Source organism: Mesorhizobium sp. M1143 (assembly GCF_040318435.1).
GTDB lineage: Bacteria > Pseudomonadota > Alphaproteobacteria > Rhizobiales > Rhizobiaceae > Mesorhizobium.
The window spans coordinates 45,856-60,609 of the sequence record NZ_JAMYMJ010000008.1; the positions used below are offsets into that span (position 1 = coordinate 45,856).

General features: G+C 64.5%; 12 protein-coding genes and 1 pseudogene. 4 read left to right on the top strand and 9 right to left on the bottom strand.

Annotation, left to right across the window (positions count from 1 at the left end; all coding sequences use genetic code 11):
- The first annotated feature begins 22 nt into the window (after positions 1 to 22).
- The gene (locus NKH35_RS08975) at positions 23 to 712 is read left to right on the top strand and encodes a GntR family transcriptional regulator (protein ID WP_196813863.1); all 690 of its coding nucleotides are present in this window, start codon (positions 23 to 25) and stop codon (positions 710 to 712) included.
- A gap of 36 nt (positions 713 to 748) precedes the next feature.
- On the opposite strand, the gene NKH35_RS08980 is transcribed toward NKH35_RS08975, so the two are convergent.
- Both NKH35_RS08980 and NKH35_RS08985 read right to left on the bottom strand, forming a co-directional pair.
- Positions 749 to 1,048 carry a hypothetical protein gene (locus NKH35_RS08980; RefSeq protein WP_023728657.1) on the bottom strand — a complete coding sequence of 100 codons (300 nt, stop codon included), beginning with the start codon at positions 1,046 to 1,048 and terminating at the stop codon, positions 749 to 751.
- Between the two features lie 203 nt (positions 1,049 to 1,251).
- Complete coding sequence (locus NKH35_RS08985; protein ID WP_023684131.1) at positions 1,252 to 2,748, bottom strand: CoA-acylating methylmalonate-semialdehyde dehydrogenase; 1,497 nt, start codon at positions 2,746 to 2,748, stop codon at positions 1,252 to 1,254.
- A 365-nt stretch (positions 2,749 to 3,113) separates the two neighbouring features.
- On the opposite strand from NKH35_RS08985, the gene NKH35_RS08990 reads away from it, so the two are divergent.
- The 3 genes from NKH35_RS08990 to NKH35_RS09000 all read left to right on the top strand — a co-directional run bounded on the left by NKH35_RS08990 (position 3,114) and on the right by NKH35_RS09000 (position 6,706).
- Positions 3,114 to 3,995: a LysR family transcriptional regulator gene (locus NKH35_RS08990; RefSeq protein ID WP_023693153.1), complete on the top strand. Its 882-nt coding sequence runs from the start codon at positions 3,114 to 3,116 to the stop codon at positions 3,993 to 3,995.
- 123 nt (positions 3,996 to 4,118) lie between these two features.
- Complete coding sequence (locus NKH35_RS08995) at positions 4,119 to 4,559, top strand: phospholipase A2 family protein (RefSeq protein WP_023693154.1); 441 nt, start codon at positions 4,119 to 4,121, stop codon at positions 4,557 to 4,559.
- The gene (locus NKH35_RS09000; protein ID WP_352914212.1) at positions 4,556 to 6,706 is read left to right on the top strand and encodes a phospholipase D-like domain-containing protein; all 2,151 of its coding nucleotides are present in this window, start codon (positions 4,556 to 4,558) and stop codon (positions 6,704 to 6,706) included. The genes NKH35_RS08995 and NKH35_RS09000 overlap by 4 nt, the downstream gene beginning before the upstream one ends.
- A gap of 104 nt (positions 6,707 to 6,810) precedes the next feature.
- Here the strand turns inward: NKH35_RS09000 and NKH35_RS09005 are convergent, their stop codons facing one another.
- The 7 genes and pseudogenes from NKH35_RS09005 to rlmH all read right to left on the bottom strand — a co-directional run bounded on the left by NKH35_RS09005 (position 6,811) and on the right by rlmH (position 14,715).
- Positions 6,811 to 8,067 (bottom strand): D-amino acid dehydrogenase, encoded by a 1,257-nt coding sequence (locus tag NKH35_RS09005; RefSeq protein WP_352914214.1) that lies wholly within the window; start codon positions 8,065 to 8,067, stop codon positions 6,811 to 6,813.
- A gap of 93 nt (positions 8,068 to 8,160) precedes the next feature.
- Complete coding sequence (gene alr, locus NKH35_RS09010) at positions 8,161 to 9,270, bottom strand: alanine racemase (protein WP_352914216.1); 1,110 nt, start codon at positions 9,268 to 9,270, stop codon at positions 8,161 to 8,163.
- 271 nt (positions 9,271 to 9,541) lie between these two features.
- On the bottom strand, positions 9,542 to 10,057 hold the full coding sequence (locus tag NKH35_RS09015) for an RNA pyrophosphohydrolase (RefSeq protein ID WP_352765365.1): 516 nt from the start codon (positions 10,055 to 10,057) through the stop codon (positions 9,542 to 9,544).
- A gap of 2 nt (positions 10,058 to 10,059) precedes the next feature.
- Positions 10,060 to 11,241 (bottom strand): divergent polysaccharide deacetylase family protein, encoded by a 1,182-nt coding sequence (locus tag NKH35_RS09020; protein WP_352914218.1) that lies wholly within the window; start codon positions 11,239 to 11,241, stop codon positions 10,060 to 10,062.
- A gap of 183 nt (positions 11,242 to 11,424) precedes the next feature.
- Positions 11,425 to 12,750: a S41 family peptidase gene (locus tag NKH35_RS09025; protein WP_023668701.1), complete on the bottom strand. Its 1,326-nt coding sequence runs from the start codon at positions 12,748 to 12,750 to the stop codon at positions 11,425 to 11,427.
- A 1-nt stretch (position 12,751) separates the two neighbouring features.
- Positions 12,752 to 14,110, bottom strand: a pseudogene (locus tag NKH35_RS09030) (murein hydrolase activator EnvC family protein).
- Positions 14,111 to 14,232: 122 nt separating this feature from the next.
- Complete coding sequence (gene rlmH / locus NKH35_RS09035; protein WP_023684125.1) at positions 14,233 to 14,715, bottom strand: 23S rRNA (pseudouridine(1915)-N(3))-methyltransferase RlmH; 483 nt, start codon at positions 14,713 to 14,715, stop codon at positions 14,233 to 14,235.
- Positions 14,716 to 14,754: the final 39 nt, after the last annotated feature.

The following is a 14,754-nucleotide window of genomic DNA, read 5'->3' on the forward strand; positions in this document are numbered from 1 at the left end:
GGCTGTCAATGCGGAATCCGTTGTGATATATGGAAGATATATCAGGAGCCCACCTTTGATATTCAGTGAGACAGCATACCCCGAGCCGGCCGCCGCCAAGGCCTACCATGTACTCGAGCATATGATCGTGACGCTGGAACTGGCGCCGGCGAGCTTCGTGACGGAAGGCGCGCTGATCGAAAAGCTGGCGCTAGGACGCACGCCGGTGCGCGAAGCGATCCAGCGCCTCGCCTGGGAAGGACTGCTGGATGTCAGGCCACGCGCCGGCATCGCCATTGCCCCGCTGCATCCCGGCGACTGGCTGCGCGTGCTGGATGCCAGGCGCGGTGTCGAGGTGGTGCTGGCGCGCTCGGCCGCCCGCTTCGTCACCCGTGAGGCCGCCGACCTGTTTCATGAGGCAGCCCTTGCCATGCAGAAGGCCGTCATCTCGGGCAATGTGCTGGCCTTCATCCAGGCCGACAAGGCGCTCGACGAGGCCTTGGCGATGGCCGCCGACAACCCGTTTGCGGCCCGTCTGGCCGCGCCCCTGCAGACCCACAGCCGCCGCTTCTGGTTCCGCTACAAGGCCGACACAGGACTGGCCGAATCGGCCGAACACCACGTCGCGCTAATCCGCTCGATCCTGGCCGGTGACGAAGAGGCTGCCGCCAAGGACGCCAAACGCCTTATGGCACTGCTGCGCGGCCATGCCGAAGTGGCCGCCACACGCTGAACTCCGTCTCTGCTCCAGACTTCCGACCGGTCTTTATCAGGTGCCCGGCAAGACTGCTGCCATAGCCGCCCCGTCCCAGCCTTCGCCAGCCGTGATGATGCAGCTTTGGCCGCGTGTGTCGGTGGCCAGGATGGTCCAGGTGCCCTGGTCGGAGACGAAGATCTCAAGCACCACATTCGGGTTCACCAGGCCACGTGCGGCTTGGCTTTCGTGGAACTTCTCGCCGAGCGCCTTGACCAGGTCGGTCCGCGCCGCGCATTGATCGGCTTTGGCCTGGGCGATGCCGGACATCGCGAACACCGCAAAGAACATCGCCGCCACAAGACGTCGTGTCATCTGACACCTCCTTGCGCCAGACGAGAACCCCGGCTGCAACCGGCGCTATTTTGATGGCCTGCACCACGGCAGGAATGCAATTTAAGGCAGATGACAGGCTCTTGGTTCCATCGCTTTAACGTGATGGCCAATGTCGGTTTCGTACAAAGAAAGGCCCAGGACGTTGAACCCAGGCCTTCTTGCCGATCTTCGAAATCGTCCGGTCAGTTCATCGTCGGGATGACGAACTCGGCACCGTCCTTGACGCCGGAGGGCCAGCGCGAGGTCACCGTCTTGGTCTTGGTGTAGAAGCGGAACGCGTCCGGGCCGTGCTGGTTGAGGTCGCCGAAGGACGACGCCTTCCAGCCGCCGAACGTGTAGTAAGCGATCGGAACCGGGATCGGCACGTTGATGCCGACCATGCCGACCTGGACGCGCGAAGCAAAATCACGAGCAGCATCCCCGTCACGGGTGAAGATGGCCACGCCATTGCCCATCTCATGATCGTTGGCGAGCTTGATGGCGCTCTCATAGGTCGGCGCACGCACCACCGACAGCACCGGACCAAAGATCTCTTCCTTGTAGATGCGCATGTCAGCGGTCACATTGTCGAACAGGCAGCCGCCCATATAGTAGCCATCCTCGTAGCCCTGCATGGAGAAGCCGCGGCCATCGACGACCAGCTTGGCGCCTTCCTTGACGCCGGTGTCGACATAACCCTTGACGCGTTCCAATGCCTGCGCCGTCACCAGCGGGCCGAAATCGGCGGACGAATCCGTCGACGGGCCGACCTTGAGGCTTTCGACACGCGGGATCAGCTTTTCCATCAGCCGGTTGGCGGTGTCGTTGCCGACGGGAACGGCAACCGAGATCGCCATGCAGCGCTCGCCGGCCGAGCCGTAGCCCGCGCCGATCAGCGCGTCGACGGTCTGGTCCATGTCGGCATCGGGCATGATGATCATGTGGTTCTTGGCGCCGCCGAAGCACTGCACGCGTTTTCCCGCGGCCGTGCCGCGCGAGTAGATGTAATGCGCGATCGGCGTCGAGCCGACAAAGCCGATAGCCTTGATATCAGGATCGTCGAGGATGGCGTCGACGACATCCTTGTCGCCATTGACGACGTTGAGAACGCCAGCCGGCAGGCCAGCCTCGAGGAACAGTTCGGCGATGCGCATCGGCACGCCAGGGTCACGCTCGGAAGGCTTCAGGATAAAGGCGTTGCCGCAGGCCAGCGCCGGGGCAATCTTCCACAACGGGATCATCGCCGGGAAATTGAACGGGGTGATGCCGGCAACGACGCCAAGCGGCTGGCGCATCGAATAGACATCGATGCCGGGGCCGGCGCCGTCGGTGAACTCGCCCTTCATCATGTGAGGCGCACCGATGCAGACTTCGACCACTTCGAGGCCGCGCTGGATGTCGCCCTTGGCGTCGGCGATGGTCTTGCCGTGCTCGCGCGCCAGGAGATCGGCCAGTTCGTCATAGTCGCGAGCAACCAGTTCAAGAAACTTCATCAGCACGCGCACACGCCGCTGCGGGTTGGTCGCAGCCCATTTGATCTGTGCTTCCTTGGCGTTCAGCACAGCCGCACGCAGTTCCGCCGGCGACGCCAGCGCCACCGTGCCGCGCACCGAGCCGTCCATGGGCTGCATGACGTCCTGCTTGCGCCCGCTGGTCCCGGCGACATGCTTGCCGCCGATGAAATGACCGTATTCGATCATGGTTTCTCTCCCTGAGTTTGTGATGAAGCATTCAACGCCTTTGCAGGCGCGAAGGCAACGCGAGGGGAAACGCAACCGTTGTGCAAGAAATAGACAACGAAGGACGAGTGTGCATTAATTGCCGCAAATTACAGATTGCTGAAAGGCCCGAAGGTTGCGCTCCGTCACACCCCCCTCTGTCCTGCCGGACATCTCCCCCGCAAGGGGGGAGATCAGATGTGGCCGCCGCCTTCGCAAATCTTCAACGCAGCAAAAGAGACGCAGGTGGCGGAGCTGCCAATCTCCCTCCTTGCGGGGGAGATGGCCGGCAGGCCAGAGGGGGGTGGGCGGGAACGCCGCGTTCGCCGCTAGCCCGGACCACCCCCATGAACTGGGATGACGTCCGCATCTTCCTCGCCGTGGCCCGCGCCGGGCAGATCCTTGGCGCCGCCAAGCGGCTGGAACTCAATCACGCCACCGTCTCGCGCCGCATCGCAGCGCTTGAGGATGCGTTACGGACAAAACTGTTTCGCCGGCTTACCACCGGCAGCGAGCTGACGCCGGCCGGCCAGCGCTTTCTCGACATTGCCGAGCGCATGGAAGCCGACATGATCGCCGCGCGCTCCGCCGTGTCGGGCGAAGGCGACGATATCTCAGGCACCGTGCGCATCGGCGCGCCCGACGGGTTTGGCGTCGCATTCCTCGCCACGCGTCTTGGCGCGCTGACCGCGCTGCACCGCGAACTCACCATCCAACTGGTGCCGGTGCCGCGCTCCTTCTCGCTGTCGCGGCGCGAGGCCGACATCGCCATCACCGTCGAGCGGCCGAGCGAAGGCAGGCTGGTGGCGGGAAAGCTGGTCGACTACACACTCGGCCTGTTTGCCTCGCGCGCCTATGCGCAGGCGCACGGCTTACCCGAAACCGCTGCCGAACTCGGCCAGCATACGCTGATCGGCTATGTCCCAGACCTGATCGTCAGCCCGTCGCTCGACTATGCGGCAGAGTTCAGCCCGGACTGGCGCACCAGCTTCGCCATCTCCTCAGCGCTGGGCCAGGCCGAAGCGGTGCGGTCGGGCGCTGGCATCGGCATCTTGCACACCTTTGTCGCCCGCTCGATGCCGGAGCTGATCCCCGTCGACATCGTGACGCCGATCCGCCGCGCCTACTGGCTGGTCTATCATGAATCGGTCCGGCCGCTGCGCCGCGTGCAGATCGTCGCCAACTTCATCACCAAGGCGGTCGAGAGAGAGCGCGGGCTGTTTGTCTGATGGCCGCGCCGCCTTGCCTTCGCCACAAAATCGGCCAGTGTGGCAACAAGCGCGATGTCGCCTATCATTAGGGATTGGCTGCGCCGGGTGGGACACTTTTTTGCAAAGCTGGTGCGGATCAAAATGCGAGCGGTGCTCGCCATCTTGCCGCTTGTCGCGCTTTCCGCCTGCGCCAATCCATGGACCGCAGTTCCGGAAGCCGAACTGCCCAAGCCGGTCCGCATCGCAATGGCCCGCCCGTCGCCTTTCGTCTTCGGCAATTACTGCGGTCCCGGCACCCGCACCGGCGACCTCTCGGCTCGCCCTGTCAATCGCCTCGACAGCGCCTGCCAAATCCATGACGCCTGCTACATCGCGCGCCATAATCATTGCGACTGCGACGGCGCGCTCGTCGCCTCGGCAAAGGCGATCCGTGATGACAAGACAGCGCCGAAAAAGGTGCGCGGCGAGGCCGAGCTTTTGATCGCCACTTTCGCACTTCCCGTCTGCAAGGTCTTTCCGCAAGGCTTTATGCCGCCGCGCGACCCGGCTGAGCTGAAGACGATGAACGGGGCCACGGGATGAACCGCGCCATCTGCCTGGCTCTGGCCGGGCTGGGGCTGGCGGCCCTTGTCGGTTGCGCCGCCCCGATCCGGCACAGCTGCGATTTCTTCCCCGATGCGAAGGATTGCGGCCGGCCGTCGGTATCGGCCGGCACGCCCGGACCGCAGACTGCAGCAGCAGCGTTTTTCGGCGATGCCGGTGCCAGCGACTATGAAAGGCAGTTCCTGGCGCTGCTCGCCCACAACCAGATCGGCGCCATCGACAGGGCGAACGGCACCGGTCCGTTCGGCCATGACCGCCACGCCATCGCCAACCGCGATTTCCAGGCCACCTACCGGACGCTGGAACAGCTGGCGAAGCCGGTTAGCGCCGAACAGATGCCGGCAGGTAGGGGCACCGGCGAAGGCCATTTCAACGGCCGTTGGCGCGTGTCGCGGCAGACGCTCTATGTCAACGCCGCCGCGCGGCCCTCCGCGCCAAAGACGTTCAGCTTTTCCGGCCTGCAGGCGCGCTCGATCGAGATCGTGATGCGCCAGGCGGGAAAGCAGCCGGTTGAGATATCTGGCGCCTGCGACGGGGCGCTGGCGATTCGCGCCGGCGGTGGCTCGCGCAGCGTGGCGAGCGGTGCCGCCTTCCGCCTCCGCCTGTCGGCCGGGCAAACCGCCAGCCTGTTCCCCAGCGATGGTTTGAACCGTTGCAGCCTCAAGCTCAGCTCCAGTCTGGCGCCGGCAGGCGCCCCGCTCACCATCCTGCGCGAAGAGGTTGCCTATCCGGCGATAGCCGCGCTCGACAGCCGCTACGAGCGTTGTCCAGTGCCCGATCCATCCCGCCTGGATAAGCTTGCCAGCGTCTTTTACGCCGGCCGCTGGCTGTCGCAGAGCTGTTCGCTGCCGCTCGGGTCACCGCGCCTGTTACGCAAGTCGCGCGACGGCTTTAACGCCAAGGTCGAAGCGCTGCTCGGCGCGCCTTTACCCGACAGCGCCTTCGACAAGGCCGACCCCGAACTGCCGCTCGATTTCTCGCGCGCGCCGAAACTCAAGCTGGTCTATCTGTCGTCGCTGGAGTTCAAGGCCGATTTTTCCGGCCGCGTCATCGAGCGGCTGATCCGCCATCACGCAGCCCTCGGCACCAAAGTGCGCATCATGGTCACAGACGTGCTGGAGCGCGACAAGGACGATGCCCTGCTGCACCGGCTGGCGGCCGATTATCCCAATGTCGAGTTGCAGGAATATCGTTGGCGGGCCGACCACGGCGCGCCGGTCGACGAGCAACTGTCACAGCTGCACAAGACCCATCACGTCAAGATGCTGGCGACACTTGCCGAGGATCCAGCCCGCTCGCGCGTCATCATCGGCGGCCGCAACATTCATGACGGCTTCCTGTTCCACAAGCCGATCGACCTGTCGCGCTATCCGAACCTCGAGCAATACGGCAAGACCGACGGCCTCTCGCTCAACTACTATTCGAACTGGAGCGATTTCGACATCGAGTTTGCCGACCCGGCCACGGTCGAGACGCTGGCCGCGCATCTCTCGACATTGTGGCTGCGCGACGCCGACACCAACATCGCAAGACCCTTCTCCATTCCGGTGCGCTCCGACAGCCGGCGCCTGCCGGGCACGGTGCGCCATTTCATTTCCGTGCCCTACGAGGACAACCATGCGCTCGAGACCTATTTCGTCGAGCTGATCGACACTGCCCGGCACCATATCGAGATCGTCAATCCCTACCTTAATCTGACGCCGAAGCTCAGCCTGGCCATCGAGCGGGCGCTGGCGCGCGGCGTCAGGATCGACATTGTCGGCCGCATCGACCTCAAGGGCGATATTGGCGGCAAGCTGCTGACCGCGCTCAACAAGCTGTTCGTCGAGAAATATGGCGACCGCATCAACATCCGCGAATTCAAGGCGCCCGATGTCGTGCTGCACTCCAAGATCATGATGATCGACGAAAGGCTGGTGACGATCTCGTCGGTCAATCTCAACAACCGCAGTTTCTTCCACGATCTGGAGAACGGCATGACGGTGCTCGACCCTGCCTTCTACGCCAGGATGCAGCCGGTCTACGACGACTATGTCGCCCATTCGAACCCGGTATCGACCAAGGTGACGATACCGTGGGCCTACCGATGGCTGTTCTCGAAGGGTTGGGTGAAGGAGGCGTTTTGAGGGGCTGGCGAGGCTGAAGGAATGCCGTTCTGTAGCGATCCTTTACACCCCCTCTGTCCGGTAGGACAGAGGGGGTGCTGGCCCGCCAGCTTTAAAAAGCACCCCTACCTCAAATACCGCTCCGGCCCCAGCTCCCGCACATCGATATCAGGCACCTTGCTGGAGATGATGTCGGACAGCACCTTGGCCGAGCCGCAGGCCATGGTCCAGCCAAGCGTGCCGTGCCCGGTGTTGAGATAGAGGTTGGAGAACTCGGTGCGGCCGACCAGCGGCGGCCCGTCCGGCGTCATCGGCCGCAGCCCGCACCAGAAGGACGCCGCCTTGAGGTCGCCGCCATCCGGGAACAGATCGCCGACCGAATGTTCGAGGGTGCGCCGGCGCGATTCATGCAGCCTGAGATCGAAGCCGGAAATCTCCGCCGTGCCGCCGACACGGATGCGGTCGCCGAGCCTGGTGATCGCCACCTTGTAGGTTTCGTCCATTACCGTCGACACCGGGGCGGCGACCGCGTCCTTGATCGGAACGGTGATCGAATAGCCCTTGACCGGATAGACCGGGATCGGGCGCCTGAGCAGGCGCATGAAGCGCGCCGAATAGCTGCCCAGCGCCAGCACATAAGCGTCGGCCGCGCGCGAGCGCTGGTCGGTGCCGACGCTGACGATGCGATTGCGGTTCTTGGAGAAGCGCCGGATCTGCGTACCGTACTCGAACGTGACGCCGCGCGCCACGCAGAGCTCGGCCAGCCGATCGGTGAACATCTTGCAGTCGCCAGTTTCGTCGCCGGGCAATCTCAGCCCGCCGACAAACTTTTCCCGCACGCCGGCCAGCGCAGGTTCGGCGCCAATGCAGCCTTCGGGATCGAGCAACTCGTAGGGAACGCCATATTTCTTCAGCACCTCTACATCGCCGCCGGTGCCGTCGAGCTGCTTTTGCGTGCGAAACAGCTGCAGCGTGCCCTTGGTCCGCTCATCATAAGCGATGCCGGTCGCCTCGCGCAGCGCCTTCAGCGTGTCGCGGCTGTATTCGGCGAGCGGCACCATGCGCGCCTTGTTGATGGCATAGCGATCCGCGGTGCAATTGCGCAGCATCTTGATGAGCCATGTCCACATATGCGGATCGAAGGCCGGCCGCACCACCAGCGGGCCGTGCTTCATCAACAGCCACTTGATTGCCTTCAGCGGAATGCCGGGGCCGGCCCAGGGCGAGGCATAGCCCGGCGAGATCTCGCCGGCATTGGCGAAGCTGGTTTCCAGCGCCGGCCCTTTCTGGCGGTCGAACACCGTCACCTCGTGGCCGGCCTCGGCGAGATAATAGGCAGTGGTGACCCCGATAACGCCGCCGCCCAACACGAAGATCTTCATCGCATCACTCTCCACGACGACTTCCGTCAGAGGGCCGCCGCCTCCTGTCTGCCGGATTCTGCGGCGTCCGCCAAGGGGCGGCGTGTCGCTGCTCTATTCGTTGATATAGCGGCGGTGGAAGCGGGGGCCGAGACTGGTCAGGATTTCATAACCGATCGTGCCGGCATGACCGGCGGCGTCATCGACGCTCTGCGAGGGGCCCAGGAGTTCGACAAGGTCGCCCTCGCGCAGCCGGCCGGCCGGCAGGGCCGAGATGTCGAGTATGATCGAATCCATCGACACCCGCCCGACAAAGGGCAGTCGCACGCCGTCGAGCCAGGCAGCCGAAGCCGCGCGCCGGTGCCAGCCATCGGCATAGCCGAGCGAGATCGTGGCCGCGCGCAAGGGACCGCTGGCCAGAAACGCATGTCCGTAGCCGACGCCCGCGCCCTTATCGATGCCGCGTGTCTGGATGATCTTTGCCTCGAGCCGCACCACCGGCAGCATCGGGTTCGCCTCATCAGGCGTCGGATTGATGCCGTAGAGCGCAGCGCCCGGACGCGCGAGGTCGTACTGATAGCGCGGCCCAAGAAAGATGCCGGAGGAATTGTCGAGCGACGCCGGCGCCTTGGGCAGCATTTTGCGCAGCCGTTCGAACTCCCTGAGTTGCGCGTCATTGGCCGCATTGGTCGGTTCGTCCGCACGGGCCAGATGGCTCATGACGAGGACGACATCGACGCCGGCGAAAGCATCGGCCGTAAGCGCCTCGACCTCTGCCAGGCCCATGCCCAGCCGCGACATGCCGCTGTCGACCTGGATGGCGGCCTTGAGCTTGCGGCCGGCCTTCTGGCCGGCTTTGCTCCACGCCTTCAATTGTCCGCCACTGTTGATGACGGGAACAAGGTCGGCGGCCACCGCTTCGGGTTCCGAGTCCGGCGGCAGGCCGTTCAGCACATGGATTTCCAGCTTCGGTCCGAGTGCGTCGCGCAGCGCGACCCCCTCGGTGAGATGAGCGACAAAGAAGCTGTCGCAGCTTTCGGCAACCAGTGCCGCCGCCACTTGCCGCGCGCCGAGCCCGTAACCGTCGGCCTTGACGACGCCGGCGCAGCGCACGCCGCCGAGCTTTGCCTTGAGCCGCCGGTAATTCTCTCGGATAGCGCCGAGATCGATGGTGAGAATGGCGCCGGCCGCCGCTTCGCTGATGGTATCTTTGGCTTTATGCATCGCAGACCCGCTGAAGTCGGCGCTGCCCCTCATTGTCCTGCCGGATATCTCTCCCTATCCCTATACGGGGAGTTGAGGAGCGGTCGGCGTAAAGCGGACGAAAAGCCAACTGCTTGGCTTTTCGAGTGACGAAAGCCGGCAGGCGGGTGAGGGGCAGCCCATACGCTGCGCTAAGAGGCCATTGCCCGGCGTCGTTCATATGGGTCTCGTGGCTGCGGGTGTCCCGATCAATAAAGCACGAATCAGGTGCCGTGCGAACCGTCACATTCAGCTAGGCAAGATGACGGAACGCCGCCACCACATCCTCATAGACATTGCGTTTGAACGGCACTATCAGATCGGGCAGGTCCTGCATCGGCCGCCATGCCCATTCATCGAATTCGGCGGTGTGGCCGCCTGGCGGCGGATTGATCTGGATCTCTCTGGTCTCGCCGTGAAAGCGGTAGGCGAACCATTTCTGCGTCTGGCCGCGATAGCGGCCCTTGAGGGCGATGCCGACCAGATCGGGCGGCAGGTCGTAATTGATCCAGTGCGGCGCCTCGGCGAGCAGCGTGACCGAGCGCATGCCGGTCTCTTCATAGAGCTCGCGCCCGGCCGCCTGCAGCGGCTCCTCGCCCTCGTCGATGCCGCCTTGCGGCATCTGCCAGAGCTGCGTGGTCCCGGCAAATTCGCTGTCCGGTTCGGCGATGCGGTGCCCGACCCAGACCAGCCCGTCGCCATTGAGGATCATCAGTCCTACGCAAGGGCGGTAAGGCAGCGTCTCGGGGTCGACAGGTTTCTTCGTCATGATCAGCCTTTTTCCGGGTCGATGGCCACCGCCGAGATCGGCACGATCTCGATGCCGCGCTTTTTTGCTTCGACCACCCAGGACGCCACGGTATCGACGGTGAGGTCGAAGGCCGAGCCGATGCCGACGGCGGAGCCTTTCGCACGCGCGGTCGCTTCCAGCTCGTCGAGCTTTTTCAGGATGGCGCCGCGGTCCTGCACGGCGTCGATTGCCGTATCGCCGGCGACGAACGGCACACCGTCCTTCAAGGCGAGATCGGACGCCAAGCTCCGTGCGGACGAGCCGTCATCGATATAGGCAAGGCCGCGCTTGCCAAGCTCGGCCATGAACGGGCCCATCGCTGTCGCGTCGGCCGAAAAGCGCGCCCCCATATAGTTCATGACGCCGGTATAGTTGGTGGTCCGCGACAGCGCCCAGCGCAGATTCTTCAGATTGTCGTCCTGGCTTGCCGCCACTGTCAGCGTGTTGCGGCCGGGATTGACATTGGGATAGTCGAACGGTTCGAGCGGCACCTGCATGACCACCTCATGCCCGCTCTGCCGTGCCGCCTGCATCCACCGGCCGATGCTGTTGCCTTGCGGCGCAAAGGCCAAAGTCACTTCAGCCGGCAGCTTGGCGATTGCCGCCTGCGTGCCGGTCTGCGACACGGCAAGCCCGCCGATGACGATTGCCACGCGAGCGCCGCGCGAACCCGACCACGGCCGCGCATAGACATCGAACGGCCGCCGGCCGTCAGCGGCGCGAACCGGGAGTGGGCCGGTGTCGCTGGCCTCGATCAGCGCCCTGTCGGGGATATGCGCGATCTTCAGGTTCTGGCCGATCGTCGACGGGTCGTGGATGACAATGGCTGCATTGGGCGGGCCGTCACCCTCCTGGGTTTGCACAAGGATGATCTGCGGACCGCTGGCCTTGGGCGTTTCCGCCTTCGGCGCTGCCGCCGTCGCTTGAGCAGTGGGTGCTGCGGCCGCGGGCTCGGCCGCCGCCGTCACCTTTGGCGTCGAGACCGCGATTGCTTCCGGTTTGCGGAACGGCTTCTCGCGCAGCGCGATCGCGCCGGAGATGCCGACCGCGGCCAGCACGACCAGCGTCGCCGCGACGGCGCCAGCGCTGATCCCGCGCGACGCAGCACGCGGTCGGGCGGCCTGTCCGAGTGGGCGTTCGATGTCCTTGCCGATGTCAGCCAAGCCGCATCCCCGGGCGCATGATCGGCGAAATCTTTTCGCCATGCGCAGATCCAAAACTCACGGCGCGTCCCCTGCGCCTTTTGAGGCGCAGCGCCCAGCGGTCCCCGAATCAAACTGCCGGAACCTCACGGTCCCGGCAGCATTGCATCGCTTCGATTGGGCAGCCAGAGCTACCAGTCGATTTTACTGGTTGAGCACTGCCTTCTCCGGATTCGGCGGGAATGCCGGATCGGTCTTCTGGCCGCGCAGCAGCTGTTCGGCATAGATCAGCTGCAGATCGTCCTTCGGATCCGGCGGCACATAGGCAGCCGAGCCCGAGCCGGTATCGCTCTCGTCGGCGCCCTTGATATGGCCCTTGAGGTCCGATTCGCCGCGCGTCAGGTCCCTGCCCTGCAGTTCGGGCGGCAGCGGCTGGTCGACCTTGATGTCGGGCGTGATGCCCTTGCCCTGGATCGACTTGCCGGACGGCGTGTAATAGAGCGCCGTCGTCAGGCGCAGCGCGCCGTTCTCGCCAAGCGGGATGATGGTCTGCACCGAGCCCTTGCCGAATGACTGCGTGCCGACCACTGTGGCGCGGCGCAGGTCCTGCAGCGCGCCGGCGACGATCTCGGAGGCGCTGGCCGAACCGCCATTGACGAGCACGATCAGCGGCTTGGCGCCGATGTCGTCGCCTGCCTTGGCGTCGAAGCGTGTGACGTCCTTCGGGTCGCGGCCGCGGGTCGAGACGATCTCGCCACGGTCGAGGAAGGCGTCGGACACGCTCACCGCCTGGTCGAGCAGGCCGCCCGGGTTGAGCCTGAGATCGAGCACATAGCCCTTGAGCTTGTCGTTCGGCACCTGCTTCTTGATGGTGTCGATGGCGTTCTCGAGGTCGTCATAGGTCTTTTCGGTGAAGGAGGTGATCTTCATGTAGCCGATGTCGTTCTCGACCCGGAACTTGACCGCCTTGACCTTGATGATGTCGCGCACCACCGTCAGCTCGATCGGCTTGTCGGCGCCTTGGCGCAGGATCGTCAGCTTGATCGGCGTGTTGACCAGGCCGCGCATCTTTTCGACCGCATCGTTGAGCGTCAGGCCGCGAACCTCTTGGCCGTCGATCTTGGCGATATAGTCGCCGGCCAGCACGCCTGCCTTGGCAGCCGGGGTGTCGTCGATCGGCGTGATCACCTTGACCAGGTCGTTCTCCATGGTGACCTCGATGCCGAGGCCGCCGAACTCACCCTTGGTCTGCACACGCATGTCCTGCGCCTGCTCGGCATTCATGTAGGAGGAGTGCGGGTCGAGCGAGGTGAGCATGCCGTTGATGGCGTTTTCGACCAGCGACTTGTCGTCCGGCGGCGTCACATACTGCGCCCGCACGCGCTCGAAGATGTCGCCGAAGATCGCCAGTTGCTTGTAGGTCTCGGAGCCTGCAGCGTTCGCCGTCGAGCCGGGCGCGCCATAGACCAGGCTCATCGCTGACGCGCCCATCAGCGCACCGGCAATAAGAAGCGACAGTTTCCGCATCATTTCACGTCCTTCCAGAGAAGCGGTCCGCCCACCATGGGGTCGGATCGACGGGTTTTCCATCCTTGCGGAACTCGACATAGAGTTCCGGCGTGGCATTTCCATTCTTCGAGGCCGAGGTGCTTGCCACCCGGGCCTCTCCCATCGCGCCGACCGGCTCTCCTGCGAGCACCGACTGGCCAGACGCGACGCTGATTCTGCTCATCCCCGCCAGGACGACATGATAGCCGTCTCCCGCATTGAGGATCAAGAGTTGACCATAGGAGCGAAAAGGCCCCGCATAAAGCACATTTCCGTCCGCCGGTGCCGTGACGATGGCTCCCGATTGTGTCGCAACCATGTCGCCAAGCATCACCGCGCCGTTACCGTCATCGGCCCCGAAACGCAGCTTGATCTTGCCGGTGACCGGCAGCGAGACTTGTCCCTGAAGTGCCGAAAACGGCGCGGCGGCGGTGAGGCGGTTGCCTTCCGGCACGGGCAGCGAAGCCAGCTCCGTCGACGCGGTTGTGCCTGCATCGGCGTTATCGGCGTCCGGCTTATCGCTGTCGGCCGCTTTCTGTTCGCCTGCCTTGACGGCATCCACCGCCTTGCGGCTCTTGTCGGCTTCAAGCGAAGCGATCAGCTCTTTCAGGCTGCCGGCCTTGGCCGCAAGCGCCTGGGACCGCTGCTTTTCAGCGGCCATCGCCGTCCAGGTGTCCGCCTCGAGCTTCTGCTTGGCTTCGAGCAGCATGGAGAGGCGTTTCTTTTCCGCCGTCTGCTCGCCGACCGCCGCCGTCAGCCGCGGACGCTCGGCCGCGATCGAGGCCGTCACCCCGGTCTGTTACCTGAGGTCGGCCAGCAATTTGTCGGTCTGCTGGCGCAGTTCGGGCACCACTGCGCCGAGCAGGATGGCGCTGCGCACCGACGACAGCGCGTCTTCCGGCTTGACCAGGATCGCTGGCGGCGGATTGAGCCCCATGCGCTGCAGCGCGCCCAGCACCTCGGCCAGCACGTCGCGCCGCGCCGCCAGCGAGACACGGATCTTCTGTTCCTCGCCCTTCAGTCCTTCGAGCCTGGCGCCGATATCCTCGATGTCCTGGCCGAGCTTCTGCTCGGTCATCGCCGACTGGATAAGCGCCGCGGTGATCGAGGCATGGTCCTTCTTGACCGAAGCAATGTCGGCGGCGAGCTTGGCCAGCCGTTCGGACGACAGCGTGATCTCGGCCGACACCTTCTCATATTCGGCACGGCTCAGATCGGGGTCGGGCGCCACGTCCAGCGTATTTTCGGCCCGCGCAAGCCCGAGCGACAGCAAAACCACTGCTGCAGCGATGCCGCAGCGCGCGTGCCGGAAGCCCGTTCGTGATTTCCCGTTGCCAGCCATTGAAGCCCGACTCTATGCGTGGCTTCGTTAACGAACCATCAACCATGATCGAACCGAAGCCTAGCACAAAACAGCCGCGCATTGGGGCGGAAATCCGGACGATTGATCCTCGACCCACTGATTTACGAACGGTGGTAGGGATGTCCCGAAAGAATCGTTGCCGCCCGATAGAGCTGCTCGCCCAGCATGACGCGCACCAGTTGGTGCGGCCAGGTCGCCGCGCCGAACGAGACTATCAGCTCAGCCTGATCGCGAATCGACTGGTCGTGCCCGTCGGCGCCGCCAATGGCGATGACCAACGCCTTGCGTCCGCCATCGCGCAGCTGGCCGATACGGCTGGCGAAATCGTCTGAGGACAGGTTTTTGCCGCGTTCGTCGAGCAGGAACAGCGCCGTGCCCGGCTGCAGCTGTGCCTGCAGCTTCTGGCCTTCCTCGCGGCGGCGCTCATTGGCGTTCTGGGCTCGTCCCTCGGCGATCTCGGCGACACCAGAGAATTCGAACCCGATCGCCGGGCCGCTCTTGGCGAAACGCTCGAAATAGCGGTCGGCGAGTTCTCTCTCGGGGCCGGCCTTCATCCGGCCCACGGCATGAACTGCTATCTTCATCCCTGCCTCGGCGAGCTTTCAATCCATGTCGCACCCCGG

Bases quoted from the DNA above. Each gene is read 5' to 3' on its own strand.
- NKH35_RS08980 (WP_023728657.1), bottom strand. From the start codon at position 1,048: ATGACACGACGTCTTGTGGCGGCGATGTTCTTTGCGGTGTTCGCGATG.
- NKH35_RS08985 (WP_023684131.1), bottom strand. From the start codon at position 2,748: ATGATCGAATACGGTCATTTCATCGGCGGCAAGCATGTCGCCGGGACC.
- NKH35_RS08990 (WP_023693153.1), top strand. From the start codon at position 3,114: ATGAACTGGGATGACGTCCGCATCTTCCTCGCCGTGGCCCGCGCCGGG.
- NKH35_RS08995 (WP_023693154.1), top strand. From the start codon at position 4,119: ATGCGAGCGGTGCTCGCCATCTTGCCGCTTGTCGCGCTTTCCGCCTGC.
- NKH35_RS09000 (WP_352914212.1), top strand. From the start codon at position 4,556: ATGAACCGCGCCATCTGCCTGGCTCTGGCCGGGCTGGGGCTGGCGGCC.
- NKH35_RS09005 (WP_352914214.1), bottom strand. From the start codon at position 8,067: ATGAAGATCTTCGTGTTGGGCGGCGGCGTTATCGGGGTCACCACTGCC.
- alr (WP_352914216.1), bottom strand. From the start codon at position 9,270: ATGCATAAAGCCAAAGATACCATCAGCGAAGCGGCGGCCGGCGCCATT.
- NKH35_RS09015 (WP_352765365.1), bottom strand. From the start codon at position 10,057: ATGACGAAGAAACCTGTCGACCCCGAGACGCTGCCTTACCGCCCTTGC.
- NKH35_RS09025 (WP_023668701.1), bottom strand. From the start codon at position 12,750: ATGATGCGGAAACTGTCGCTTCTTATTGCCGGTGCGCTGATGGGCGCG.
- rlmH (WP_023684125.1), bottom strand. From the start codon at position 14,715: ATGAAGATAGCAGTTCATGCCGTGGGCCGGATGAAGGCCGGCCCCGAG.